23 protein-coding genes are annotated in these 25,797 nt (G+C 44.4%); 5 read left to right on the top strand and 18 right to left on the bottom strand.

Features of this window, described 5'->3' with window-relative positions:
- Nucleotides 1-19 precede the first annotated feature (19 nt).
- From betA to betI, 3 genes are read right to left on the bottom strand one after another with little or no spacing between them, the layout of a single operon-like run.
- Nucleotides 20-1,720 (bottom strand): choline dehydrogenase, encoded by a 1,701-nt coding sequence (gene betA, locus FIU99_RS24530; protein WP_152472601.1) that lies wholly within the window; start codon nt 1,718-1,720, stop codon nt 20-22.
- A gap of 19 nt (nt 1,721-1,739) precedes the next feature.
- On the bottom strand, nt 1,740-3,200 hold the full coding sequence (betB, locus tag FIU99_RS24525) for a betaine-aldehyde dehydrogenase (protein WP_006961213.1): 1,461 nt from the start codon (nt 3,198-3,200) through the stop codon (nt 1,740-1,742).
- A 20-nt stretch (nt 3,201-3,220) separates the two neighbouring features.
- The gene (gene betI, locus FIU99_RS24520) at nt 3,221-3,817 is read right to left on the bottom strand and encodes a transcriptional regulator BetI (protein ID WP_006961215.1); all 597 of its coding nucleotides are present in this window, start codon (nt 3,815-3,817) and stop codon (nt 3,221-3,223) included.
- 468 nt (nt 3,818-4,285) lie between these two features.
- Here betI and FIU99_RS24515 point away from each other — a divergent pair, with 468 nt between their 5' ends.
- A complete protein-coding gene (locus FIU99_RS24515; protein WP_251768492.1) occupies nt 4,286-4,990 on the top strand; it encodes an ABC transporter substrate-binding protein in 705 nt (234 codons plus the stop codon).
- A gap of 15 nt (nt 4,991-5,005) precedes the next feature.
- Here the strand turns inward: FIU99_RS24515 and FIU99_RS24510 are convergent, their stop codons facing one another.
- Complete coding sequence (locus tag FIU99_RS24510; RefSeq protein ID WP_006961218.1) at nt 5,006-6,202, bottom strand: hypothetical protein; 1,197 nt, start codon at nt 6,200-6,202, stop codon at nt 5,006-5,008.
- A gap of 348 nt (nt 6,203-6,550) precedes the next feature.
- On the opposite strand from FIU99_RS24510, the gene FIU99_RS24505 reads away from it, so the two are divergent.
- Entirely contained in the window at nt 6,551-8,503 is a 1,953-nt protein-coding gene (locus FIU99_RS24505; RefSeq protein WP_006961220.1) for a S8 family serine peptidase, read from the top strand.
- A gap of 218 nt (nt 8,504-8,721) precedes the next feature.
- On the opposite strand, the gene FIU99_RS24500 is transcribed toward FIU99_RS24505, so the two are convergent.
- The 12 genes from FIU99_RS24500 to FIU99_RS24445 all read right to left on the bottom strand — a co-directional run bounded on the left by FIU99_RS24500 (nt 8,722) and on the right by FIU99_RS24445 (nt 21,333).
- Nucleotides 8,722-9,396, bottom strand: coding sequence for an LrgB family protein (locus FIU99_RS24500; RefSeq protein WP_006961222.1), 675 nt, complete (start codon nt 9,394-9,396; stop codon nt 8,722-8,724).
- Nucleotides 9,396-9,746, bottom strand: a complete 351-nt coding sequence (locus FIU99_RS24495; protein WP_157622143.1) for a CidA/LrgA family protein — start codon at nt 9,744-9,746, stop codon at nt 9,396-9,398. Before FIU99_RS24495 ends, FIU99_RS24500 begins: the two co-directional genes overlap by 1 nt.
- Nucleotides 9,747-10,159: 413 nt before the next feature.
- Nucleotides 10,160-11,206, bottom strand: coding sequence for a GMP reductase (locus tag FIU99_RS24490; protein ID WP_006961226.1), 1,047 nt, complete (start codon nt 11,204-11,206; stop codon nt 10,160-10,162).
- A gap of 352 nt (nt 11,207-11,558) precedes the next feature.
- Nucleotides 11,559-13,040 (bottom strand): bifunctional ADP-dependent NAD(P)H-hydrate dehydratase/NAD(P)H-hydrate epimerase, encoded by a 1,482-nt coding sequence (locus tag FIU99_RS24485; RefSeq protein ID WP_006961228.1) that lies wholly within the window; start codon nt 13,038-13,040, stop codon nt 11,559-11,561.
- A 66-nt stretch (nt 13,041-13,106) separates the two neighbouring features.
- Nucleotides 13,107-13,550, bottom strand: a complete 444-nt coding sequence (locus tag FIU99_RS24480; protein ID WP_006961230.1) for a PAS domain-containing protein — start codon at nt 13,548-13,550, stop codon at nt 13,107-13,109.
- On the bottom strand, nt 13,550-14,554 hold the full coding sequence (locus FIU99_RS24475; protein WP_006961232.1) for a response regulator: 1,005 nt from the start codon (nt 14,552-14,554) through the stop codon (nt 13,550-13,552). Before FIU99_RS24475 ends, FIU99_RS24480 begins: the two co-directional genes overlap by 1 nt.
- A 188-nt stretch (nt 14,555-14,742) precedes the next feature.
- Nucleotides 14,743-15,873 (bottom strand): two-component system response regulator, encoded by a 1,131-nt coding sequence (locus FIU99_RS24470; RefSeq protein ID WP_006961235.1) that lies wholly within the window; start codon nt 15,871-15,873, stop codon nt 14,743-14,745.
- The gene (locus FIU99_RS24465) at nt 15,866-19,039 is read right to left on the bottom strand and encodes a response regulator (protein WP_152472600.1); all 3,174 of its coding nucleotides are present in this window, start codon (nt 19,037-19,039) and stop codon (nt 15,866-15,868) included. Before FIU99_RS24465 ends, FIU99_RS24470 begins: the two co-directional genes overlap by 8 nt.
- Nucleotides 19,032-19,616, bottom strand: coding sequence for a SpoIIE family protein phosphatase (locus FIU99_RS24460; RefSeq protein WP_006961239.1), 585 nt, complete (start codon nt 19,614-19,616; stop codon nt 19,032-19,034). The genes FIU99_RS24465 and FIU99_RS24460 overlap by 8 nt, the downstream gene beginning before the upstream one ends.
- Before the next feature lies 1 nt (nt 19,617).
- Complete coding sequence (locus tag FIU99_RS24455) at nt 19,618-20,040, bottom strand: ATP-binding protein (protein ID WP_006961240.1); 423 nt, start codon at nt 20,038-20,040, stop codon at nt 19,618-19,620.
- Nucleotides 20,041-20,043: 3 nt separating this feature from the next.
- Nucleotides 20,044-20,397: an STAS domain-containing protein gene (locus FIU99_RS24450; protein WP_006961241.1), complete on the bottom strand. Its 354-nt coding sequence runs from the start codon at nt 20,395-20,397 to the stop codon at nt 20,044-20,046.
- A gap of 15 nt (nt 20,398-20,412) precedes the next feature.
- On the bottom strand, nt 20,413-21,333 hold the full coding sequence (locus FIU99_RS24445; RefSeq protein WP_006961242.1) for a protoglobin domain-containing protein: 921 nt from the start codon (nt 21,331-21,333) through the stop codon (nt 20,413-20,415).
- 242 nt (nt 21,334-21,575) lie between these two features.
- On the opposite strand from FIU99_RS24445, the gene FIU99_RS24440 reads away from it, so the two are divergent.
- Nucleotides 21,576-23,132 (top strand): PAS domain-containing methyl-accepting chemotaxis protein, encoded by a 1,557-nt coding sequence (locus FIU99_RS24440; protein WP_039952130.1) that lies wholly within the window; start codon nt 21,576-21,578, stop codon nt 23,130-23,132.
- A 54-nt stretch (nt 23,133-23,186) separates the two neighbouring features.
- Here the strand turns inward: FIU99_RS24440 and FIU99_RS24435 are convergent, their stop codons facing one another.
- Nucleotides 23,187-23,648, bottom strand: coding sequence for a TetR/AcrR family transcriptional regulator (locus FIU99_RS24435; protein ID WP_006961245.1), 462 nt, complete (start codon nt 23,646-23,648; stop codon nt 23,187-23,189).
- 506 nt (nt 23,649-24,154) lie between these two features.
- On the opposite strand from FIU99_RS24435, the gene FIU99_RS24430 reads away from it, so the two are divergent.
- Nucleotides 24,155-24,454 carry a YfcZ/YiiS family protein gene (locus FIU99_RS24430; RefSeq protein WP_006961246.1) on the top strand — a complete coding sequence of 100 codons (300 nt, stop codon included), beginning with the start codon at nt 24,155-24,157 and terminating at the stop codon, nt 24,452-24,454.
- 63 nt (nt 24,455-24,517) lie between these two features.
- On the opposite strand, the gene tnpA is transcribed toward FIU99_RS24430, so the two are convergent.
- On the bottom strand, nt 24,518-24,964 hold the full coding sequence (gene tnpA / locus FIU99_RS24425) for an IS200/IS605 family transposase (protein WP_039951144.1): 447 nt from the start codon (nt 24,962-24,964) through the stop codon (nt 24,518-24,520).
- A gap of 228 nt (nt 24,965-25,192) precedes the next feature.
- On the opposite strand from tnpA, the gene FIU99_RS24420 reads away from it, so the two are divergent.
- Nucleotides 25,193-25,792 carry a hypothetical protein gene (locus tag FIU99_RS24420; RefSeq protein ID WP_006961247.1) on the top strand — a complete coding sequence of 200 codons (600 nt, stop codon included), beginning with the start codon at nt 25,193-25,195 and terminating at the stop codon, nt 25,790-25,792.
- Nucleotides 25,793-25,797: the final 5 nt, after the last annotated feature.

Genomic DNA, 25,797 nt, shown 5'->3' with positions numbered 1-25,797 from the left:
CTTGTAATATTTACTGACTTTACGAGATAGACGACACGTCTCTTTTCGGTGTCTTGGTTCTCTGTTTTTTTTCCCAGTCCGGAGCAATCCATACTGGTAATTCTTTCCCTTCAATCAGAGGCTTACCCAATATCAAATCAGCAGCACGTTCCGCGACCATGATGGTCGGTGCGTTGAGGTTGCCATTTGGAATCGTTGGGAAGATCGAAGAGTCCACAACTCGCAGTCCTTCGATACCACGGACTCGACATTGCTCATCTAATACTGACATCGGGTCATCTTCTGCCCCCATCTTGCAACTGCATGATGGGTGGTAGGCACTCTCCACGTTTTGTTTCACCCACTCATCTATCGCCTCATCAGAAACTATGGTTTCACCCGGCTGAATTTCGTTACCGCGATAGGCGTCCATGGCAGGTTGAGAAAGGATTTCACGGGTCAGACGAATACAGTCACGCCAGTCCTGACGATCTTGCTCCGTTGAAATGTAGTTAAACTCGATTTTTGGTTTGTCACTTGGATTAGCAGAGGTGATAGCTACACTTCCGCGGCTCTGTGGTTTGTTCGGACCGACATGAACCTGAAAGCCATGACCATCAAACGCCGCCTGACCATCGTAGCGCATCGCCGCTGGTAGGAAGTGATATTGAATGTTCGGCCACTTCAGTCCTTTGCGAGAACGGATAAATGCACATGACTCAAAGTGGTTGGTTGCACCTAAACCTTTACGGGTCAGGATCCACTCTGCACCGATCATCCCTTTGCTTACGAGACCTAGTTTACTGTTGAGCGTAATCGGTTTTTCACAGTGGTACTGGAAATACACCTCAAGGTGATCTTGAAGGTTCTCACCTACTCCCGGCAAATCATGTTTTACTTCAACACCAGCATTTTTCAGTACTGATTCTGGTCCAATGCCAGACAATTGCAACAGTTGAACCGAGCCGATTGAGCCTGCACTCGATACCACTTCCTTATTGGCATAACTCTTGACGACTTTTCCAGAGCGTTCGAACTCTACACCAATCGCTTTTTTGCCATCCAGTAACACCTTGTGGGCAACAACACCTTTAATCAGTGTCAGGTTAGAACGTTTCAGTGCACGCCTTAAGTAGGCATTAGAGGTGGAAGCACGGACACCTTTATCCACCGTCATGTGCATAGCGCCAAAACCTTCCTGCTGATAACCATTGTAATCCGAAGTTTCCGGATAACCCGCTTCTTTACCCGCTTCAATAAAGGCTTGGTACAGTGGATTAAGCTTCATGTCGTTACCATTACAGGTTCCGACCGGACCGTTTCCTCCACGATACTCATCTTCACCACCGTTCCATGATTCAGCGCGTCGGAAATAAGGTAAACAAGACTGGTAGTTCCAACCTTTTGCTCCTTGTTCTTCCCACTCGTCAAAATCACAGGCATGTCCACGGACATAAACCATTCCGTTGATTGAAGAGCTGCCACCCAACACTTTACCTCGAGGGCAATGTAGCTTGCGCCCATCCAAGCCCTCTTCAGCGATGGTCTCAAATTGCCACGCGTACTTTTCTGTATTCATCGGGTAAGACAGTGCGGTCGGCATTTGGATGAAAATACTTTTGTCCGTGCCACCAGCTTCAAGCAGAAGCACTTGATACTCGCCACTTTCAGACAACCGGTCAGCCAGTACACAACCAGCCGAACCCGCACCAACGATGATATAATCGTAGCGTTGCTCCATTTTCTATCTCCGTTGCTGCTTAAGCGTAAGGGCTGGCGTAATCGCCAAGTTCAATTAAGACACTCTTTGTCTGAGTGTAATGGCGAAGCGTTTCCGGTCCATTTTCACGGCCGATACCGGAATGCTTATAGCCACCTACCGGCATTTCAGCTGGAGAGTCACCCCAAGTGTTAACCCAGCAAATACCTGCTTGCAATTGGTGAATCACTCGGTGCGCGCGAGACAGGTCTTGTGTAAATACACCGGCAGCTAAGCCATAAGAGGTATCGTTAGCTCGCTCAATCACATCCGATTCCTCTGAGAATTTCAGAACAGACATAACGGGGCCAAAAATTTCATTTTGAACGTGTGGCATGTCATCGGTGCAATCGGTGAATACCGTCGGAATAACAAAGTTGCCATTCTCCAACCCATTGTCTTTGACTTGATAACCGCCCGTCAGTAGCGTCGCGCCGCTTTGTTTAGCTTCTTCAATAGCCCCTAAGACTTTGCCCAGATGCTCTTTGGAGATCAGGGCACCGATTTGGGTGTCCATATCCATTGGGTTACCCACAATGAGCTTTTCAGTTCGTTCTTTTAACTGACTAACAAACGCATCGTAAATCGCTTCATGAACGTAAACACGTGTGCCATGGGTACACACTTCGCCTTGGGTATAGAAGTTTGCAACCATCGCAGCAGAAACCGCATTGTCTAGCTTGGCATCATCAAAGATCACCATCGGAGATTTGCCGCCCAGCTCCATCGTGACTTGTTTTAATGTCTTGGCACTATCCGCCATAACAAGTTTGCCTGTGCCCGATTCACCCGTGAATGAGACTTTTGCAATCTCCGGGTGTGCCGTTAGCATTTGTCCGACACGGTGGTCTCCCTGCAAAACGTTAAACACGCCATCTGGTAGACCTGCTTCAGAGAAAATTTCCGCTAGTTTTAAAGCAGTCAGCGGTGTTTCTTCCGACGGTTTAAAGATCATGGCATTACCTGCCGCCAAAGCTGGCGCCGATTTCCACATTGCAATCTGGATTGGGTAATTCCATGCACCAATGCCAGCACAAATGCCGAGTGGCTCACGACGTGTATAGAAAAACTGATTCTCACTCAGCGGTTGCTGCTCACCCTGCATTCCAGGTACTAGACCAGCAAAGTATTCGATAACATCGGCGCCTGTAACGATATCTACTTCAATCGCTTCCTGAAGCGGCTTACCTGTATCAGCTACTTCCAAGGCGGCTAACTCATCATTGCGCTCACGCAAGATTGCAACAGCTTTAAGGAGAATGCGGCTTCGCTCCATTGGAGTCATTGCAGACCAAACTTTAAAGCCTTGCTTGGCTGATTCGATCGCTCGCTCTAAGTCTTGAGGGCTCGCCTGACCAATAGTAGCGAGCGGCTCGCCATTGGCAGGGTTGTAAGTTATAAAGCTTTCACCCGATGTTGCGTTACATGCGCTGCCATCGATGTATAGTGATTTCATATCCATTTGATAGTTCTGACTTTTCGTTATTTTTGAGAATAGAAAGTAAGTTGTTTGTCCAGATAATCATTGATGATCAATCTGGCTTTATCGGCATCTATGCCATCTGGGTTCATTGTCCCGCGAAGCCATATCCCATCGATCAAGGCAGCGATACCATGAGCAATAATTTCCGCCTGATCTTTTTCAAACAGCGCTTTCAACTCAATTCTCAAGTGAGAGAGAAGTCGCTTTTCATTGACGCGTTGAAGGCGTTTGAGCTCAGGTTCGTGAACAGAATAGGACCAGAATGCTAGCCATGTTTTGGCCACTTTGTTTTCAGCTTGATAGCCCACAAAGTTGCCATCAATGATGGCGTTAATACGCTGTTGATGGGCATGTTTTGGTAGCTTACTCAAACGCTCGGTCACGGTAGTAGAAAGCTGGCGAAGTACCTCTCTCATGGTTTCATGAAGTAAACCCTGCTTTCCGCCAAAGTAGTGATTAACAATGCCCGTCGATACGCCTGCTTCTTTGCTAATCAGTGAAATACTCGCAGCGTGCAAGCCGACTTTATCAATCACTGCCATGGTGGCTTGAACCAGTTGAGGCTTCCTGATGTCTGGCATCCCTACCTTAGGCATTACCGCATTTCCTTTTTTAATTGAACGTTCAATTAAATATAAAATGCCTGAAAATTAGTTAGTACTCAAACTATTTTTCACAAAACCGATACATTAAACCTAAATTTTAGAGAATTTTGATTAATAATTCGATCGATCATTTTAGTCAAAACCAATCAATCCACAAAGCAGAAAACACATCCAACCCGCAGAACAGCCAACAATTAAAATCATAAATATCAATCACATAAGAAAATTCCAAATACTTAAACACTTAGGCACAAGGCTCTAATTAAACGCACAAAAATCACTCATCCAACGCTATGACTTTTGCTATTCTCCAATTTATTATTTAGAGCACTAAAGATAAGAATTCTTTCGTTCTGTAAAAATCAAGCTGGTGAAATAGGCATCAACTTGAAACTAGTCAATCAACATTTTATTTACTATTTTAAGAACAGTTTACTCATTACATGGGGCTGAAAAGGTATGAGGTTGTTTTTACTGGCTTTTGTTCCATTTCTTGCACAGGGTTCCTTAATCACCGTAAAAGGGACACAAGACGTATGGCCACCTTACTTTCAAGAAGCGCCAGACACAGGAAAGGCACAGCTAATTCTGATTGATATTTTTGAACATTCAGGTTTTCAACTCGACATTAAGCTGCAACCTTGGAATCGAGCCTTGAAGAGCGTGCGAACAATGGAGAACGACGTCATTTTGGGTGCGTGGAGAACAAGAGAAAGAGAGCGCTTTCTTTATTTCAGCCAACCTTACTACTGGAATGAAATAGTGGTACTGAGTCGACATAAAAACCGACTGCAGTATAGTGGTCATAAAAGTTTAACTGGGCTCACCATTGGTGTTCAGAGAGGCTACCGATACAGTGACGATTTTGAACAACTTACCAATTTCAAAAAGTATGAAGTCAGCAGCGCAGAAGAAGGCATCGAAAAGCTGATAAAACAACGCGTTGACGCCATATTAGTCGACAAGAACGTGCTGACCTACACATTAGAAAAGGCTCGGCTAAACCGCGGCCTTTTCCATATCAGCACGATTCATTTCAGTTGTATTCCTTTACATGTTGCGACAAGCAAAGAAAATAGCGCAGCCAGAAAGCACATAGATAAAATCAACATCACGCTATCAGAAAGACAGGTGACAAGCCCCTGCATGCAAGTGAGTCGTTGACTCAGCGCAAACGGCTTAATCTAACACTAAACTTCGTTGAATGTGAGAAGGCAATCTTCCAGAGTTATAGCGCCAATGAATCGCACCTAGTACAGAGACATCATAATATCTAGCGACCCAAGCTTTCCCTTTGATACTGTGTAGGAACGAGGTTGGTAACACTTCGACGTATGACCCAGGGTTGTAGTTTACAATCCCGGCCTTTTGGGCAATGGCCATAGACTCGTGAAAACTGTGCATCCCGCCTCCAATTAGATAGCCAACAATCGCCAGCATGTATTGTTTACATAGTTCAGCATTCCAAGTGTGCAAACCACCAAACGCGCACGCTGCTTGAAGCAATGTACCTGTTGTTCCCGAAATACCTGCCCCAAATAAGAGGTTACGAACATCAACATCATCATAGTAGCTATCCGCGGTAGCATGAGCTTCTCTATTAGGGTCTCGCTCAAACATATCGACACCTCGGTTGCGGCTCTGGGTAACGGTTCCGACAATATCCTGACTCGACGCAGGAACAATTCCCCCTACTGTGCTTGCTGGTGCTGCTGATCCAGATTTTTTACGACGGCCACGATAGCGGCTGTCATCAAACCAAGCTTCTCGAACTTTGTTAGCTAACACCGCGTATTTGACTTCTTCAGGCCCTTTGAGTTTTGGCAGAATTTTACGCCCAACCGCATCATGAATCGCGAGCTTCTGCTCCAGCGTTCCATTATCTAGTGCTAGGATCAGTTTTTCCCAAATGACCGAGGCGGAAATATCTTTGGCTTTTTCCTCACTGATTCGGCCAAATCCCATTCTTCCACCAGTAAAGAAATAATGACCAATCTGTGCTTTGACCATTTCAGTGACACCCTCAGAATCATTACGTTTATGAGCCTGAAGATACTGCTTAATACCAGTTGAAACCTTATTCACTGCATCTTCTGTATACTCTGCAACGTTCAGTGCCATTACACCAAGCACCGACTGGGCTTCTGCACGGCGTGCCTGGCTTATGTTTGTGTCATAAGGCTTTAATCGGAATTTTCCCTTACCCGCATTGAAGCCGGTGTGTTCACCTGTTTTGGCATAAACGACTTTAGAATCTAACGTTACTCCCCACGGTACATAGGATTCCTCTCGACTGCGTGGAAGCCTACCGTCCAGAGTCGTCTTTTTTATGTATCCACCTTCGCTATCGAAGTCTCGTACTAAAAATTCATACATGCTTTTTATTACTCCACTCTGGCATATCAATTTACCAATATACGAGTAGACCTTACCGACTGCCAAATGATTTCAGTCTTAAATCAATGATGAGAGATGCATTCAATAATTGGTTGAATTATTCGTGCTACTTACAGAGGCAACTATAGCTATGAGCTTACACCCTCCCTGAAAACCATAATAAAATTATAAAGTTAATAATTAGCACTCGGTATTTTGGGTATAGACTCACACCTCATCCCTTCTTGACATCACTCTGTCAAAACTTCAGCGCAGGTCGATAGGAAACTTGGCAACATTGCATATGGAACTCCATACCCAAAAACAATTGTTGTATAAGGACATAAAATGATAAAACACACTGCGTTGTTCGCAGCTATGTTGGTCGCAGGTTCTGTTGCGCCAACTCATGCAGAAACCGCACAAGTTGAAGCGTTGGCACCCCAATCTTGGGTCGTGACTGGATTTGTTTTCAAAAATGATGCATCTGAAAGTGACATTCAGAACGTTGAATCAAAATTGAATCACCAAGCTACTGTCTTGAATCATTTAAAAGGTTTTAAAAATTATACTGACCATGATCTTCTCTATACCCGCTACCAAGCGGCGGGCTACACATTTTTGGTGGGTCCGTTTCCTTCTGATTTTTCTTACATTAAGAGCTTCCAAAAACAAAATGCTAGCCTAGGCCTTATTGAACCGATAAAAGCAGGTGAGGAAGAGCTCGATATTAATGTGGAATCAATCCTATTGTCTCGTTCAGAAACACAACCCGGCGATGCCTATATCAACAGCTTCTGGGAGCACGGAATTACTGGCACTGGTTACACTGCGGCTGTGCTCGACAGTGGCACCGATATTGAGCACCCTGCATTTGTTGATAAAAATGTGTTGGTGATGGGGAGTGAAGGAATTAGCGGAGAAGATTATAACTGGCCAATGAAAAGAGAATGGCTAAAAACAGCAGGCAGTCGACATCTAAGGAGTACTCACGGCACCGCTGTAGCTGGCGCAATGGCAGGGAATTCTTCAATCAGCCCTCATGACGGTATCGCCAAAGACGCTGATGTGATTAGTGGCTATGCGGGTTCGGCCTCAGATACCCTCTTGCCAGACGGGGATGGCGAGTTCGCACAAATACTCAGGGAGCTAAAATCCGCTAATCTGACCATGTCGAGTTTGTCTTACTTAACAAACTATAATGCCGTATCACTTAATTACAGTTTTGGTAATGGGCGGATACTCGCACCTGTAGAACAAAGCTCACTAAACCAGTGGCAAACGTGGTCTTTTTGGGCAAGATACTTCGATGCGGTCAGTTACGAAAATGATTTTCTACTTTCAAAATCTGCCGGTAATGATGGCTCAAAGTACCCTGACGGTAGTAGTGCTGAAGCGCCACAACCTTATTCCATCAGTAAACCCGGAGATAACTATAACGGCTTAACAGTAGCCAACGTAGACACCACCTTAACAGATGGCCCAACTGAAAAGACGACAGATAGAAGCCAACATTCAATACGTGCAACAAGCAGCCGCGGGCCAACTACTGATGGTAGGCGTAAGCCAGATATCGCCGCTCCCGGTCATGACACTCGAACCGCAGCGCCAGATCCCAACGCATACACTTATGAAGGGCCTTACAAAGACCGATTTTTAGAGGACGAATACAAAGAATATGACGAAGATACAATTACACGACTTGCGACAGGAACAAGTCTCGCATCTCCGCACGTTGCTGGCGCCGCGGTACTTGTAAGACAAGCACTAGAAGAGTCAAACAACCGCCAATACCAAAAATTCTCTCCTTTGGTAAAAGCCGTGCTAATCAACAGTGCAGATAACAACTCACGCAATGTGTTATCTGAAGATCTTCCTCAGTACTGTGATTCTAATGGCAACTGGTGCCCTTCTCGCGGCTGGGGTTACATGGATTTGACTCAAGCATACAGTGAATACGAGAACACTAAACAATTTGAGCTGCGCCCGTGGTCTAGATCGAAATCATATCGAGTAGCCAGCAATGACAAGAACTTTAAGGCAACTCTAGTCTGGGAACACAAAAATTTCGATGATGCCAGTAAGTTACTCTCCGTCGATATGACTCTATATAAGGACAACAGCAGATATGAGATACAGTCAGACCACAGCGAAGGGATTCACAATGTCTTACAGGTCCAAACGAAGCGCCGAACAGATCTCTGCATTCAAATTGAAGCTAGCGAAAGTGGAACATTCACTCCCTACACAATGTCATTAGCATCAAATACAAGGTTGATACCTGTCCGGTCATGTGACTAGGTATCGTAGGTTATTTAAAACAGACAAAATGCCGAGCGTCAGAGTTCGGCATTTCGTTCATCAGAGCCAACAAAATGTCTAACCTTTAGTGAAGCATCAACTCATCATTTTCCATAACTTTGCTAACTAAGCCAGTCATCTGATATTTTGTACTAGTCAAAGATAATACCAACGATAGAAATTTAAGCACGATCGTTATTCCAGATTTGAACTCGTAGTTAAACAATCATAACGATCAAAGCCATTACTGCGGGAGCACATATTGCTGTAAAAATACCACACAATGCGAGAGCTAAAGAGCTATACGCTGCATCTTCATTTCTTTTATCTAAAGCTTGTGCAGTCCCCAATGCATGAGCAGCAGCCCCAATTGTAATGCCTCTCGCAATTTTCCCTTTAATCCTCAACAGATGAAAAATAGGGTAAGCGGTCATTGCTCCTATGAGACCAGCAAATAAAACAAGGACAGCACTGACAGCAGCATCGCCATCTAGTTGATAGGTTGTTGCCATCGCGATAGGGACTGTAACCGACTTAGTCAAGACACTAACCACTAATGGAATATCGGCACCGAGCGATAATGCTATGAGCCCTCCTGACAACATCGAGAATATTGCCCCAAGGAAGCATGCCCCAAGTATTAACCGAGCCTTTTTCTTTATTGTGCTTAGCTGAGAAAAGATTGGGTAAGCCATCACTACTATTGCCGGTTGCAACAAATAACCCAGTAGTCGATTATCTTCATAATACTCGGAATACGGAACATCCAATAAAAGTAAAACAGCAATAATGAATGAGACACCTAACAAAAGAGGATTAAGAAGTGGGTGCCCCAATTTCCTACATATCTGCTTAGCAGTTACATAGGTAATCAACGTCAAAATTAACCACATTAATCTTTATCTCGCTCAAAAGTATTGATTGAAATCGCCATAACCACGAGAGTCAGCATTGTTCCACCACACACGCTGGCTAACAGTATGCTCAAGTTAGACTCAATTAAGTCCCATTTGATCATTAATCCGACAGATACAGGTGTAATCAGTAATGGAATGTTTTTTACTAGCAAGTTACTAGTGAAGGATAGCCTAGCAGAGTCACATACCCCTGTAGCCAAGAAAGCTAGTAATACCATCATCCCAATAACGCCTTCAGGTATTGGTATACCACTAACTGAGGTAATGACATGACCGAGAAATAACGATATAGCTACCCAAACGATTGAATAAAGGATATTTTTCAAAACGACATTCCTGATGTTTGAATATTCGAAAGAGCAACTTTAACATCAATCCCACCCAAACTCATACGCAACATCATTAACTACCTAACAGGAATTACAAAAACCATATGCAATACAACTCACTCTGGACATATCCATCTTTTCCGACTCCAGTTTACACAGCTCGGGCTGCAGTTTTAGCTCAGATTTATCTCTGCTCGGTTTAATGATTCAATATACTGAGGTGTATTTGATAAAAAAACATAACCTGATTGCAAGATTGCGTTAAGTCCGTTAACTCCTACTCGTCTATCAAAAGCTCACACCACCACACGCTTTTTGGCCTTTAGATATCGCCACTTTACAATTTTCAGGCAAAAAAAAAGAGCCGCAAAATGCGGCTCTTGTTATTTTGAACTTTCCGAAGTGTTGAATTACTTCTCTTTACCGAAAACGTTGTTCTCTTGCTCTTGTACGCGGATGAAAGTCGTACGCTTGGTTAGCTCTTTAAGCTTTGCTGCGCCTACGTATGTACACGTTGAACGCACGCCACCAAGGATATCTGAGATAGTACCGTGAACACTGCCACGGAATGGCAATAGTACGGTTTTTCCTTCAGCTGCGCGGTACTTCGCAACACCGCCTGAGTGCTTGTCCATCGCTGACTGAGAAGACATGCCGTAGAACTTCATGAATGTCTCGCCATCTTTTTCGATAATTTCACCGCCTGACTCTTCATGACCAGCTAGCATACCGCCAAGCATAACGAAATCCGCACCGCCACCAAAAGCTTTAGCGACATCACCAGCACAAGAACAGCCACCGTCACCGATAATCATACCGCCTAAGCCGTGCGCAGCATCACCACATTCGATGATTGCAGAAAGCTGCGGATAACCAACACCAGTCTTAACGCGGGTAGTACATACAGAGCCTGGGCCGATACCTACCTTAACGATGTCTGCACCAGCTAGAATAAGCTCTTCACACATGTCGCCAGTCACAACGTTACCTGCAGAAATTACCTTGTCAGGGAATGCAGCACGTACTTTTTCTACGTATTCGACTAAATGCTCTGAGTAACCGTTGGCGATATCAATACAGATAAAGATAAGGTCATCACTCAGGTCCATGATGTCCTTTGTTTTTTGGAAATCAGCTTCTGAGGTGCCCGTTGAAACAAACACATTGTTCAGTGTGTTCTTGTCTGCTGATTTTACGAATTCAGCCCATTGCTCTACTGTGTAATGTTTATGGATAGCCGTCATTACGCCATGTTCAGCTAGCGCTTTCGCCATTGCGAAGCTGCCTACCGAGTCCATGTTTGCTGCAATTACTGGCGTGCCAGACCATTGACGACCGCTATGCTTAAATGTAAAATCGCGGGTTAATTCAACTTGAGAACGACTTTTAAGAGTAGAACGCTTCGGGCGAAATAGTACATCTTTAAAGCCTAACTTAAGTTCTTGTTCGATACGCATGATAAATTTTCCTGTAAGCAAATTTACGTGTCGTGCGTTTTCGGTAAACGTTGGCAGACGTTTTACTGAGTTTCGGACACAAAAAAACCGGAGCGTTGGCAGACGCTCCGGTTTTCAGCATTATAGGTCGTGATTTATTTCTCGCAAGACTGATAATTGCATTTTTTTTGTGATACCATTTTGAAGTCTTGCAAACCTAATTCCCTACCATACGCACCAAACCTCAAACAGTTCATAGTAAACAAAGACTTAACTACAATAGCCTCGATTATCAAAACCAGAAAGCAATCGTTTACCGAAACCGTTAACGTCGTTAATTTTTGTAAAACGTCTCTTAAAGGCATCTTAATATCTATTTTCCGTTAACCAAATGACGTATATGAGGAAGCAAATCACTTGCACAAAGTCCACGTTCGCCGTTTTTTTCAGCATCCACGTCAGCTGCCAGACTATGAACCATTACCCCTTTCACTGCCGAACTGGTTAAGCTTTCACCTTGAGCTAACAAACCAAGGATGACACCAGTGAGCACATCTCCCATTCCGGCGGTCGCCATTCCCGGATTTCCAGCGTTGCAAACATACGTTTGTTGACCATCGTAGATTAGCGTGCCTGCTCCTTTTAGCACGACGACTCCTCCGTACTTCTGCTGTAGCCTTTTTACTGCGAGGAATCGTTCAGACTCAATTTCACTGACTGAACAGTTAAGTAACCTCGCAGCTTCCCCCGGATGAGGCGTTAAAATTCGCTGCGCGTCTTTGTGGACATGGCTAGCGAGTAGATTCAGTGCATCAGCATCATATACCTTGGGGACTGGTTGTTGAGTTACCGAATGAAACATCTTCAGCGCGCTAGAATCAGTGCCAAGACCAGGGCCTATAGCAATGCAATCGCACCACTGTTCTAGCCTCTGCTCATTCACTAAACCCTCTTCCCATGACGACGCCATGACTTCAGGACAAACCGCCAAAGATGCCAGCGTATTTTCTGGATGTGTGAGCAATGCCGTGAGACCGGAACCACTCCTCAAGCATGCTTGAGCGGAAAGCAAAGCTGCACCGCCCATTCCTCTATTACCGCCAATGATTACGACTTTACCGTGTATGCCTTTATGTGAGGTTTTTAAACGCGGTACAAAAGGCTCACAATCGGATAAATTATTGAGAAGCAAAGCAGAAGGAGTATTTTGCTGATCAAAGATATCTTCTACGCCTAACCCGTTGAAGTGAATGACTCCGGTATAGTCGCGAGCTTGTCCAGTAAACAAGCCTTGTTTAAGCCCAATGAACGACACCGTGTGGTCGGCTTTTACGCACGCCCCCAATACCTGACCACTATTACTTGATAAACCAGAGGGTAGATCAACGGCAACAATTGGTGCGTTAACCCGATTTAACCTGTTAATGAGGTGGATTCCATCCGGTCTGACGGAACCACTCAACCCAGTTCCGAAAAGTGCATCGACAATGCAGTCATAATCGACCTCAGACGATAAGTCCGGTTCATTAGTATCGCCACCAGCAGCACAATAATCTTGATAAGCCGTTAAGGCATCACCTTTTAATTTTGTTTCCTCAACGACCTGCCAAAGTGTTACTTGCAGTCCAGCTTCCAACGCAAGTTTGCCGACAACATAGCCATCACCACCATTATTCCCACCACCACATACAATCAATACTTTTTGGCATTCCGGATACTGATGCATCATGACATCAAATACCGCCTGACCAGCACGAGTCATCAGCTCATACATGGGGATCGATTTGGCTCTCGCCGCATCAACCTCACCATTTTTGACTTGTTCTGCTGTGTAAAGAGGGGTTGGTGAAGGCATTGATTCTCCTAAGATAAAAATAAAGCCAGATAATTTCTGGCTTTATTGCTGAAGATTGACGTCGAACTATTTGTGCTGATTGAGTGATACCAGTGCTTCCGCAGTAGCATCCTGAATCGATAAAAACAGTGAACGAATTTCGCCTGTCGGCGTTCTCATTGGATTAAGTGTAATATTTTGGTACATGAATTCCGCCTGCTGAGTCACAGGTCGTACGTTTCGACACTTAAAAAGATATGGGCGCTGTTGCCACGTAATAAAGCTTCGACAACCTAAGTCATACACAGGTTTGGTTTTCAGTTTAAACCAATCTTCTGGGATCTCCGGAAACAGTTCAAATAGCGACTTATCTATCGCATCGTGAGCCTGAACGCCACTATGGTGAGTCATAAAGCCATTCCAGACCTGAACCTTGTATTCACGATCCACAACAATCAACCCTAGGTCAACATTTTGCACCATATCCACCATCCAGTGGAATTGCTCAAACTCTGCAGGAAGATTTATCATTAAAAGTCCTCCATCAAATAAGACAACTTGTTGTCGAGCAAAGGAAGGGACTCATCAACAAACATAAACAATAAATCGCATCGGATTGAGGTGCCATCGATGTTGTAGCTGACCTCAAATGTCATAGTCTTTTTAAACGACCCCGTTGTGGACTGAATCACTGAATCAATTGAAATATGCTGGCCCAAGAGCACGGGGGAGCTCTGGAAAAAACGGACTTCCGCTTGCTTACCTAAACCATTCAAAAATGAACCGACAAGAATATTTGAGACATCCATTAGAAGTTCCAGTTCTTCCAACTCCTCACTGTCTGCCGGAACCTTCATAAGCTTCTTAAGGTCGCAAACACTTGAATCACTCAACAGCACTAAAGCTTCACCAGCAATACCTTCACCACTGAACCCCTGACACACCCCTGAGACCTGATCATTTTCCGCTAAGTCACGCAGTGCCATGTGAAGCTCACTCACTTCAAAGATATTGACGTTCGGCAAGGGCAGATGAACAAATACATCAAAATGGCGAGCCAGAGCGTCGGCCGCACGGCCGATGGAAACGTTCGCCACCTCCATGTAAATATCGCGTCTGCGAAGTATGGGTAAATCGACAGTAACGGGCGTCACTATTTGCGGTTGGCTTGGTTTTTCAACCAATTCTTTCAGCACAGCGTTCAGAGCATCTTTATCAATCGGCTTTTGGATAAACGCTTTTGCACCGAGCGTCATCACTCGCTCTTTCGCTTTGGGTTGGATGTCACCAGACACTACGACAACTTGGATATCGATACCACGCGTGCCTATTTCTTCGAGGGTCCCAAAACCATCCAATTCTGGCATGGTTAAATCAAGGAACATTAATTTGAAATCATTTTGCTCTAACTGCTCTAAGGCATCCAAGCCATGAACAGCAAAAGTAATATCTGCATTCAATGAAGCAGGTAATGAACGCGCCATTTGCTTTCGAGCTAACGCGGAGTCGTCACAAATAAGGACAGGAAAAGACATGCATATACCTACTGCTATTCGTGTTGCTAATAATTTCAGTGTAACAGATAGTTAGCTCATCAGGCATGAATCTAAAGAGATTAAACGTATCTATTTTGAGAACTCCGAGCAGACACACTAATGCTGCCAAAAGACGCTGAACCTACTACCAACAAGTTAAACAAAACAACAACCAATAAAGCCTGAAATTATTCTTCTCCACTAGCTTTCAACTGAAACGAATCTTCATCAAAACCTTCATCTTTGTACTTAGAAGCAATCTCTTTGAAGGTACTTTCTATACTAAGAAAAACATCGACAATCACTGGCTCAAAATGCGTTCCAGAGCCCTCTGCGATAATTTCCACCGCCTCATCATGAGGAAATGCAGGCTTATAAACCCGCTCAGAAATCAATGCATCATATACATCAGCCAGCGCCATCAACCTCGCACTCAATGGGATATCTAACCCAGAAATACCCTCCGGATAACCGCTGCCATCCCATTTTTCCTGATGGCTATATGCGATTTCTTTGGCAATAGTTAGAAAGTCACATTTGAAGTCGATTGAGTCTTCAACGGTCATTAATACGGCTCGACCTAGCGTTGTGTGGTACTTCATTAAATCAAATTCTTCATCAGTCAATCGAGCAGGCTTGAGCAATACGCTGTCAGGGATACCTACTTTGCCAATATCATGAAGTGGTGCCGATTTGTACAACAGTTCAATCGCTTCTGGCGTCAAAGACTCCGTGTAATGACCTGTCCGTACCAACTCTTCCGCCAACGCTCTAACGTAGTGTTGTGTGCGGCGAATATGATTCCCTGTTTCGTTGTCACGCGTTTCGGCCAACGATGCCATTGCCCCAATCGTCGCATCTTGAAGCATTTCTAGCTCTCGAGTTCGCTTTCTAACTCGCTCTTCAAGCTCTTCATTTTGTTCTGCCAAGGCATCCATAGCTCCTCTCAGTCTCAAATGAGTATTGATGCGAGAGATAAGAATCGGTGGACTGATAGGCTTGAGAATGTAGTCAACGGCTCCGGCAGCAAAACCACGTTGTTCATCCTCTATTTGCGACTTAGCTGTCAAAAAAATCACCGGAATATCATGAGTTTCTGGGTCCGAAGTTAATCGTTCACAGACTTCATAGCCGTCCATTTCAGGCATCATGACATCCAGCAGAACAATATCAGGTTTCTTCTGCTTGCAAATATTTATCGCTTGAACGCCCCCCGTCGCGACCAATACGCGATGGTGAGGTTTAAGTAAGCCACTGAGTAACACTCGGTTCTCAGCATTATCATCGACAACTAAGACGCTGGTTAGGTGGTCATCCATTGTTCCCCCCAAACACTTTATCCATATCTAACGGATAAATGCTGGCTGCTTTTCTCAAGGCGACACTAGCAGACAAAAAATCACAATCGTGAATACACTTGCAGCAAGTGTCGAACTCCTCCGACCCTAGTAAAGTATTGAGGTACAAATAATGCTCGTCAAGGTAATCGATGGCGCGAGCGTCAAGCTCCTGAAGAAGCAAGTCTAATTGATGGATAACTTTTACACTGTCATTGTCGAGCTTGTCCTTGGTATTCAATGGTTGTGGGCGATTGAGTGCATCACAAATAGCGTTGAAAAACGGCATGAGATAGTCGGACATCTCACTCTTGAGTTGCTCCAGTGACTCTGTGCGTTCACCTCGGCCTAGCTCTTGCTCTAACCTTGACGCAATGTCGGACAAGCGAATTGCCCCAAGATTGGCGGCAGTCCCTTTAAGCGTATGGGTGATCAATGTTGCGTATTCAAAGTCTCCTTTGTCTAAAGCGATATCAAGCCGGTTATCATAATCGTACTCTTTGTCTACTAGCTGTGAGAGTAAACGATGATAGAGTGCTTCATTACTGGCAACCCGCAATAACCCATTTTTAGTATCAAGTGATTCAATCTCTTGGAGGCTTGAAGCGACCGATTTAGCGCCTTCTTTAACCAATGTTTCCTCCGTTCGCTCCGTACTTTCAATACTGATTGGAGTAAAATTTTGCGTGAAGTCATTTTGGCAACAACGCTTGATAGTAGAAAATAGGTGTTCAGGGTCGATGGGTTTAGATACATGATCATTCATGCCTATATTCAAACAGCGCTCTCGCTCTTCAACCATGGCGTGGGCAGTCATCGCAATCAGTGGAATGTCATCATAGCGCGCATCACTGCGAATGCGCGTGCTGGCTTCATAACCATCCATCACTGGCATTTGCAGATCCATAAAGATGATTTCAAACATCTCTGAAGTGCCAATCCTTTTTTCCAGAGTCTCTATCGCTTGGGCACCGTTATTTGCAACGGTAACCGTAATACCCTTCTCTTCCATTAGCTCAACAGCGATTTGCTGATTTATCTCATTATCTTCAACGAGCAACACTCTTAGTCCGTCCAGCTCTTTATCTCGTTTATGTCTTCGGGATTGCACACCAGGCGTTGAGTGGTTGTTGGTTGGCCCAAACAAATCCATAATCAAGTCAAACAGGTAAGACTGCCCAACTGGTTTTGAGAGAAAGCCCGCGATATCCAGTTCTTCTACTTCGCTTGAAATATCGTCTTTATCATAGGCTGTCACGATCACGATTTTTGGCTGATGCTCTCTGATGACTTGCTGACGAATTTGTTGGCTGGCCTCAATGCCACTCATAGTGGGCATCTTCCAGTCCATAAAGACCAGATCGTATGGCTGCCCTGCATCGGACGCTTTCTTAAGCTCTTCCAATGCAAGCTCACCACTACTGACAAACGTCGGCTTACACAGGAAGATGTCGAGCAAGTCTTCCATAATTAAGAGCGCGTGTTCATTGTCATCAACAACCAGCGCATGAACATGATTGAGCAAATCCGGAACAACGACTGGCGTGTAGCCACTATCCATCACTGCGCCAACCGAGATGTTGAAGCGAAAAGTACTACCCACATTGAGTTCGCTATCTACGGAAATCTCGCCGCCCATCAATTCGACTAATCGACGACAGATGGATAATCCGAGCCCCGTACCACCGTATTTTCGCGTTGTACTTCCATCCGCTTGCGTGAATGCATTGAACAACTTACTCGACTGTTCTTCACTCATACCAATGCCGGTGTCTTTAACCGAAAAACCTAACTCGATTTTGTCGTCTAGCGATCGGATCACTTTGACTGAAACCGAGATTTCGCCCTGCTCAGTAAACTTCACGGCATTGTTCACTAGGTTGATAATGATTTGCCCCAACCTTAGTGGATCGCCATACAGGGTTTTAGGCACATCTCTTGGTATGTCAAACAGCAGCTCCAGCCCCTTCTCAAATGCCTTTTGTCCGGTCACCATGGAGACATTATGAAGAACGTCATCAAGGTAAAACTCAATCTCTTCAATGGAGAGTTTGCCGGCCTCAATTTTGCTGAAATCAAGAATGTCATTAATGATTCCTAGCAATAGAGAAGCCGAGTTGTGGATTTTAGAGATGTAGTCGTGCTGCTTGGGCGTTAAATCGGTCTTTAGTGCCAGATGTGACATACCAATAATGGCGTTCATCGGTGTGCGAATTTCATGGCTCATGTTGGCAAGAAACATAGACTTAATCTCAACCGCTTCTTCTGCTTTTGCTCGAGCTTCGTTGAGTTCATCTTCGACCTGCTTTCTTGATGTGACGTCTCGAAGAAACATAGCAATCCGGCACTCGTCATCGAAGAGAAACACTGTCATACCAAGATCTATTGGAATCGGTTTATCTTCACGAGTGTAAGTCTGCACCTCAAAGAAAGCCCCGCTGACCTTGTCTTGGTCTTCAATCGTGATGTCTTGAGAAAGTAGCTCAGATAGCTCCAATGGAAGCTCTGCTCTTAACAGCTCAAACAAGTTCTGACCTGTCGCCTCTTCAACACTATAACCGTATGTTTCTATCGCCGTTTTATTCCACAAGACTATCCTTTTATGCGCATCTAAAATGACAACGCTAGAAGGTGCACCTTCAATGATAGTACGTGATAATGCTTCGCTAGCTTGCAGGTCCCGTGTCCGACGCTCAATCTCCTCCTCTAAACCTTCTTGATGAATCGCCAGCTCTCGGTTCTTAATTTGTAACTCATGCATGAGATCATCGCGTGTTTTCTCAGACAGCACATTTTTAATATTGAGGAAATCATTTTCGCTGAGCTGCTTGTTTGCATTTAACGTCCAAACAAGCTCATCTTCTGACTGAGAAATTGACAGTAAAGGGATCGAAACACGTGGCAGACACTCGCTACCCTCAGCGGACGACCACAAGGTCTGTATGCCGTTGTCGTGTATTTTCACTTTGAGCTCAATGGAGTCCAGTACAGAAAACAACTGAAACAGTATTTCACCACAGAGAAACACCACTTGGTCGCGGTAATGCCTGTCGTAGCCCATGATATCGAGTACTGAGATCAGCTTTCTCCGTAACGCGATGCGAGACTCGTCATCATTCGTAAAACGGAACGCGTGCGGGCTATTCATCTGTATACCTCACAGCAATCGCCGTCGCATCATCATAAGGCTTACTGAACGACTCAATGAACTTTGACGATAGATACTCGACCGTTTCATTACTAGCATTGGATAAGAGTTCAGAGTTGATATTTTCTTTGACTCCATCGGTTGTGAACATGAACACATCACCGTCGGCGAAGGCAAATTGGAAGGGATGAAGCGTAGGCAATAGCTCACCGACTATGCCCGGTTGAGCAGGGAACGAACGTTTTTCGTTGGCAATCTGGCGAACCAGCGTGTTGCCTATTCCAACACCAAAAGCTGACTTTTTAGCAGCGTCAAAGAAAACAATTGTGATTGCTGCACCGATTGAACCAAGAAACGATCTGTGAATCTCAGTAATAAGCCATTCCACATCTTCACATCCATGCCCTTCAAGGAAACCTTCTATGCCGCGTGCTAACTTCGCTGCTTTGCTTCCATGCCCGAGAGCATCAATGATGACGACAAGTAAATCATCGCTGAATTCCTGTATAAAAAAACCATCTCCAGTTTCTATTTCCCCGAAATACGGCACAGTTCGAGAGCTGTAAGCAAATCCCATCCTACTCTCTCCATTTCACTACTTGAACTCGGGTTCCTTTCCCAACGGCAGTTTCTATATCAAACTCATCCACCATTCTCTTTACGCCTGGTAAACCAAGACCTAGCGAGCGGCCAGTCGAATAGTTTTCTTCAAGTGCTTTAGCAATATCCTCAATCCCTGGACCGTTATCCTGTGCAATCACTTTGATGCCGAGTTCATCTTCGCCTTCTAACTTCCAAACAGATATCACCCCAGACTGCGCATATCGAATTATGTTAGTCCCCAGTTCAGAGACGACTGTGGAAACCTCGCTGACAGAAGGCGTACTAAACCCAAATTGTTTTGCCAATGTATAGACTGCAATTACCGAGCTCATCACATCGGATTCCGAACGCACCTCATAAGTTTCGATAATATCTTCAACTATATTAAAAGCCGTCATTTCCTAGCGCTCCAAAACTGCTAAACCATCATCAATATTGTTTACACAATTCAATTGCTCTGTTTTATATGAAATATTGACCAACGCCATCGCAATACCCGGTCGTATTCCAACGAACAGACAGATACGTCCCATCACCTCAACAGCACTGACAATCTCCATCAACGAATCCATGTCTTGCCTGTCGAGCGTTTTTACACCGGACAGATCAATCAAAACACCTTTCACCGTACTCGACATAACGATCGTATCAAGCAGCTCTTGTCGAAATTCATCCAATACCTTTTTACTCAGGTCTACTTGAATGGTGGCAATTAGCGCGTGCTTCAATCGGTTTATCGAAATCGACTTATGCATAGTTAGGCCTGTTAATTACTCATCTGAGAACTTCTTCAGACCTTCGACATTGAGGCCCACTATTTTGAATGCATTTTCAAGTGCATCACGCAAGGTAGCATTCGTTTTGACTTCGCCGACATTAATGCCTAGTTGAACCATGGTTTGCGCAATTGAAGGAGACACTCCTGACACAAGACAATCACACCCCATTAACTTGGTCGCCTTGGTGATTTTAATGAAGTGATTCGCCACTGCTGTATCAACGACAGCGACACCGGAAATATCCATGATGAATATCTTGGCTCTGTGTTCGGAAATCTTATTGAGCACAGCCGTCATGATGTCCTGAGCTCGTTTGGAATCGATAATACCGACAATAGGTAACATCAGAATATCGCGCCATATCATGGTAACAGGCGTCGACATGGCAAGGAGTGCTTCACTTTGTTCAGCAATGCGTTTATTGATCAGCCGAGAATAAGTATCGACTACAATCGTGGTATCTAGGTGAAGCAGCTTAGTAAAGGCAGTCACTAGCGAGCTGTATTCATCACTGTATAGGCTGCCGTCATACATACGTTTAGTAAAAATCACCATCGAGATATTCATGCCTGCGAAATACGTCGGCAGAGGCAACCCGACTCTCGCATGCACTTCACCTACATCACGACGCTGCTTGACATAAACATCGTCCACTTTAGCTTCAAAAAATGCGGTCCAATAATGCACCTGTGAATCTTGCACGCGCTTGAGCTTTTTCTCATCGCCAAAAAACTGTACGTATTCGGGCTGTTTATCAAGCCAGTCGTAGAAATGGCGTACATAATCGTCCAACTTGGGCACCATCATGCTGCCAAATTTTCTAATCAATGCTAGATCGGCCTCATTGAGATCATGAAGTTTGAGTAAACTTTGTGCGCTGGTATAACTTCCTGCCGAAGAGCTAAGCGACATTCCCGCCTCCTTGCGTTTAAGTACTTTTGTTCGAGAATGAGCCAAAACCACTAACCCAACCTATTAGTATTAGGGTAGTCAATAAAAACAACTTGTGAGCTACAAGTTGAATAAGAACATAAATTAATAACAAATCAGTCAATAAATGATTGAGTAATTCTCTCAAGTTTTAAAAATTGTACTTATACTGATTGAGAAGTAACGAGCCATTATCATTATCTTGTCGATGCGAGGTTAACTCGATGCGCGTAAATGAACCAGTGACCCAGAGAGAAGTCACCTACCCGCCGGAATACAATTTGTTGTCCGTCACCAAGACCAGCAGCCATATCACCTATGCCAGTAAGGAATTCTGTGATGTAGCTGGATATACCTTGGATGAACTTGTTGGACAACCTCACAATATCGTTCGCCACCCTGACATGCCTCCTGAGGCATTCAAGGACATGTGGGATTTTCTCAAGTCAGGTAAATCTTGGATGGGACTGGTTAAGAACCGTTGTAAAAATGGCGATCATTACTGGGTTGATGCGTTTGCCTCTCCCATTAAGGAAAATGGAAAAATCGTCGAATATCAATCAGTGCGCCTTAGCCCGAACCGTCAGCATGTTAAGAATGCAGAAAAGATCTACGCTCAGTTAAAAGCAGGAACAACACCCTTTCAGCTAAAAATGCCGCGCACCCGCCTATGGCAACGCTTAGGAGGTGCCTTTTTAGGCTCTGCGATCATTTCGTCAATCATTGGGGCATTTGCACCCGGTGCTGCTGTTTGGGCATTGTTTTTATTGGCCACCTTGTCTGGCTATGTTCTCACTCGTCGCTTAGAGGATTTATCAGAACAAGCGCGTAAAGTGTTTGATAACCCATTGATGGAGCTGGTTTATAATCAGAGAGTCGATGATATTTCTGAGATTTCGCTAGCTTTGAAAATGCGCCAATCAGAGATAAACGCTGTTGTCGGCCGGATTCAGGACTCCAACGAGCAAATCGCAACCGCAGCTCAGTCTTCTGCTAATAATTGTGATACCACAGCAGAGAACCTTGTGGGGCAAACCTCTGAAACCGAGCAAGTGGCGGCTGCAATCAACGAAATGCACTCAACCGCAAACGAAATTGCGCAAAATGCTCAGAGCGCCTCGGATGCGACTGAACGAGCTAACTCAGCCGTTGTGGAAGGCAAATCCTCAGTTGAACAAACAGTTTCATCCATGAACGAGCTTTCTCAGCAATTAGGTGTGGCTTCGGATGTTGTTCAGCAATTGTCAGAACATGGCCGAACCATAGGTGAAGTACTGGTGGTCATTCAAGGCGTAGCGGAGCAAACAAATCTGCTGGCACTGAATGCGGCGATAGAAGCAGCACGGGCCGGTGACCAAGGGCGAGGCTTTGCGGTAGTGGCTGACGAAGTTCGCAAGCTGGCTCAGCGAAGTCACGAATCAACAGAAGAAATTCAGAACATTATTAATCTCATTCAGACCAGCACCGATAAAGCGGTTCAAGCCATGGAAGAAGGAAACAAGTTGTCTGACATCTGTGTTGACTGCGCAAATACATCTGGTGATAAGCTGGACGCACTATTTGGCCAAGTCACAGATATTTCCGATAGAAATAGTCAAATAGCTACAGCGATTGAAGAAATGGCCAGGGTAACCGAAGACATGAACTCAAGCGTTCAATCTATCAGTGAAGTATGCTCCGCCACCAACATCCTAGCAAGCGACACACGTGATGAATGCGAAGGGTTAGTCAACAACCTGGACTCGCAAGGTAAGCTGGTCAATCAATTCCGTAAGCTCTAAACGCAAAAAGCCTTCCAATCGGAAGGCTTTTTAATACTGCAACGATATATTCGTTTACTTCGCCATGCGAACCAGTGACTTACCAATTAACCATTCTAGCTCTTTGGCACTGTCTGCACCGAATTGCGCTTCAGTCGTTTTGTAAAGACGCTCAATCCCGTTCATTGCAAACTCGTGCGTACTTTGAGATGTCACAATATGGTGGAATAGCAGACGTAGAATCGCTAGGAATTCAGCGTTGTCTAACGCTTTTACCCAGCTGTCTGAGAAATCTTGCAGACTGTTGTCAAAATTCAGATGTTCTACAAACATCTTAAAGATTCGACCATCTAACGCTGCCGTGAAATCTGTCTTTTTTGGAAAGTGGTGGCTGATACCTGTTCGCGATACACCTGTCTGTTGACTTAGGGTTGTGTATGACATCTTGTCATAACCCAGACGCAAAAGTTGATCCACTACTGCGTCCATAATCTTCTGAATCGTGATTTCAGTATCTTCTTTACTACGCTTTGGCATGTTCAGGCTCTTCTCTCTGTAAATCCATCTAACTCAAACGAGTCAATAATGACGCCTATTAGATATCTTACATGACACCTGCTTTGGCCTCAGAGGATCCCTATGGGAACCTAATGAAACCATCGTACCATATAATACGAACGGCGTCTTAGATGGAGCACACAATGTCGTGTAAGATAACTTTTCATAAATCACAACATCAGCTCGATTTATAAAAGCAATAAGCATTATCTTTCATTTATATAATTTGGCTCACGATAATCATACAAATCGAACTTGCTTACAACTAACTGCACACCATCCTGACTCGATAATGACATGATATTTCGCAACAACATGACTAACGTCACATTATTTGACAGGTTTATCAATTCTCACCCATTTGTTTAACGCTCTTATAACATAGCATCTTGTTCAGAGCCCATTTTGGGAGCTGATGTATTTTTATGGATCACCTTCAAATAACCCGATAAAATATCCATAATTTTTGTAAGAGGATTGTCGTAATGAGCACAGAACGAGAACAAGCTGACGTATGTGAAGCATGTGGTTGCGCTGGCGAAATGGGCTTTATTATCAAAGAAGGGGACGATGTCGCAGAAGTGACGATTTTTGCCCAAGGTAAAGCCCTTCTCGAAGCGGAGCTGAAAAAGTACATCGATTTAGCAAAACAGGTCTGCGAAGGCGTAGAGTATGAAATGTCTTCTATTGAAGAAGACTCGAGTGAACTAACAGCTCGATTCAAATTCGAAGTCAGCGCGGAAAAACTGATTTTTGAACTAAAGACTCGCTCCCTAGCTCGCTAAGCTAGTAAAAATCCACCTGCATAGCAGGTGGCTTTGGTTGGCCCCCTATAAGGGGGCTCACTGCTATTTATCTAACCCTAGAAGCATTTGTCGCTCCTCTTCTTCTTTCCCCACACGATCTTGGTGCCTGACATATCTACGTATAATTTCCTCGTTCATCCCTACCGAATCAACAAAGTAACCTCGTTGCCAGAACTTATTACCCCAGAGCTTTTTCTTTCTCAAATACGGAAATTTGTTAAACAACCTAATCGCTGTACGACCTTTAACAAACCCCATGTAATTTGAGATACTCATGCTCGGCGGAAGCCTCACGACTAAATGGACATGATCAATTTGGACGTTAAGCTCGACAACCTTGCATTTCTTCATATTGCTGTAAACGTAGATACTTCGATACAGCTCTTTGCCTAAATTTCCTTTCAGAATCTTTAGTCGATATTTAGGTGTCCAAACAATATGATATTGGCACCGATGATAAACGTGTGAAGCGGATTCATATCTGCTCATGTTCGTTATTTCCTTCATTTGTTGGTTGCAAACGAGGACATCTTGAACATGAGCGTTCTTCGGGCAAAGCCCAAAAGAACGATCACCACCTTCTAAAGAAGGTGGTTTAGGGCCAGAAAATAAAAAGCGGACATTCAGTCCGCTTTTTTGTTCACTCCATCATCTCTTTATTGACCCTAACCAAACTCCTAATTAATACTTAGAACAAATCATTGTCTGGATTGTCCTATGAAGCACTGGCTTCTGCCTTCTCTCGTTGTACTGCTGTCTGCACCTGCTCTCAGTGAGCCGATTGATCATTATCGTATTCTCAATCATCTGGATAACTACGGGAATCTAGACCTGCGTAATAAACCTTATAAAGAGCTGCCATCGGGTTTGGTTGTAAAAGGTAACCTCAATATTGCCAAAACCAGCATTAAAGAGATTCCTCAAGGAGTGGATATTCAAGGCAGTCTAGACGCTTCAAACAGTCAGCTAAAAAAGATAGCAAAAGGCGTCAATATTAAAGGCTATGCCAACTTACTTGCGTCACAAATCGTTCGATGGCCAGCAGGGATCAAAGTCGGTGGATACGTAAACCTAACAGATACCCCCTTAACCAAACTCCCTCCCCGCTTTAAAGTGAAAGGAGACTTAAGTGTGATTAGAACACCACTGGAATCGTTACCGGAGGGTTTAACAGTTGAGGGAGATCTCTATATTGGCGGGTCAAAAATTACTGAGTTTCCGGACAAGATGACAGTCAAAGGCAACATATTCTTAGGTGGAAACCGAATAACCAAGTGGCCTTCTCAACTCGACCTCGGCGGTGCAGTAGCACCTTAACCAAT

The sequence above is a fragment of the Vibrio sp. THAF64 genome (assembly GCF_009363455.1).
Classification (GTDB): Bacteria; Pseudomonadota; Gammaproteobacteria; order Enterobacterales; family Vibrionaceae; genus Vibrio; species Vibrio coralliilyticus.
The sequence above is the reverse complement of the archived record's forward strand: the minus strand, read 5'-3'. Positions and strand labels throughout refer to the sequence as shown.

Coding starts and splice junctions, on each gene's coding strand:
- FIU99_RS24435 (WP_006961245.1), bottom strand. CDS start 23,648: ATGCCAAAGCGTAGTAAAGAAGATACTGAAATCACGATTCAGAAGATT.
- FIU99_RS24455 (WP_006961240.1), bottom strand. CDS start 20,040: ATGACGGCTTTTAATATAGTTGAAGATATTATCGAAACTTATGAGGTG.
- tnpA (WP_039951144.1), bottom strand. CDS start 24,964: ATGAGCAGATATGAATCCGCTTCACACGTTTATCATCGGTGCCAATAT.
- FIU99_RS24510 (WP_006961218.1), bottom strand. CDS start 6,202: ATGTATGAATTTTTAGTACGAGACTTCGATAGCGAAGGTGGATACATA.
- FIU99_RS24505 (WP_006961220.1), top strand. CDS start 6,551: ATGATAAAACACACTGCGTTGTTCGCAGCTATGTTGGTCGCAGGTTCT.
- betI (WP_006961215.1), bottom strand. CDS start 3,817: ATGCCTAAGGTAGGGATGCCAGACATCAGGAAGCCTCAACTGGTTCAA.
- FIU99_RS24430 (WP_006961246.1), top strand. CDS start 24,155: ATGAGCACAGAACGAGAACAAGCTGACGTATGTGAAGCATGTGGTTGC.
- FIU99_RS24485 (WP_006961228.1), bottom strand. CDS start 13,040: ATGCCTTCACCAACCCCTCTTTACACAGCAGAACAAGTCAAAAATGGT.
- FIU99_RS24470 (WP_006961235.1), bottom strand. CDS start 15,873: ATGGATGACCACCTAACCAGCGTCTTAGTTGTCGATGATAATGCTGAG.
- FIU99_RS24480 (WP_006961230.1), bottom strand. CDS start 13,550: ATGATAAATCTTCCTGCAGAGTTTGAGCAATTCCACTGGATGGTGGAT.
- FIU99_RS24500 (WP_006961222.1), bottom strand. CDS start 9,396: ATGTGGTTAATTTTGACGTTGATTACCTATGTAACTGCTAAGCAGATA.
- FIU99_RS24450 (WP_006961241.1), bottom strand. CDS start 20,397: ATGCATAAGTCGATTTCGATAAACCGATTGAAGCACGCGCTAATTGCC.
- FIU99_RS24460 (WP_006961239.1), bottom strand. CDS start 19,616: ATGGGATTTGCTTACAGCTCTCGAACTGTGCCGTATTTCGGGGAAATA.
- FIU99_RS24465 (WP_152472600.1), bottom strand. CDS start 19,039: ATGAATAGCCCGCACGCGTTCCGTTTTACGAATGATGACGAGTCTCGC.
- FIU99_RS24475 (WP_006961232.1), bottom strand. CDS start 14,554: ATGTCTTTTCCTGTCCTTATTTGTGACGACTCCGCGTTAGCTCGAAAG.
- FIU99_RS24445 (WP_006961242.1), bottom strand. CDS start 21,333: ATGTCGCTTAGCTCTTCGGCAGGAAGTTATACCAGCGCACAAAGTTTA.
- FIU99_RS24440 (WP_039952130.1), top strand. CDS start 21,576: ATGCGCGTAAATGAACCAGTGACCCAGAGAGAAGTCACCTACCCGCCG.
- betB (WP_006961213.1), bottom strand. CDS start 3,200: ATGGATATGAAATCACTATACATCGATGGCAGCGCATGTAACGCAACA.
- betA (WP_152472601.1), bottom strand. CDS start 1,720: ATGGAGCAACGCTACGATTATATCATCGTTGGTGCGGGTTCGGCTGGT.
- FIU99_RS24490 (WP_006961226.1), bottom strand. CDS start 11,206: ATGCGTATCGAACAAGAACTTAAGTTAGGCTTTAAAGATGTACTATTT.
- FIU99_RS24515 (WP_251768492.1), top strand. CDS start 4,286: ATGAGGTTGTTTTTACTGGCTTTTGTTCCATTTCTTGCACAGGGTTCC.
- FIU99_RS24420 (WP_006961247.1), top strand. CDS start 25,193: ATGAAGCACTGGCTTCTGCCTTCTCTCGTTGTACTGCTGTCTGCACCT.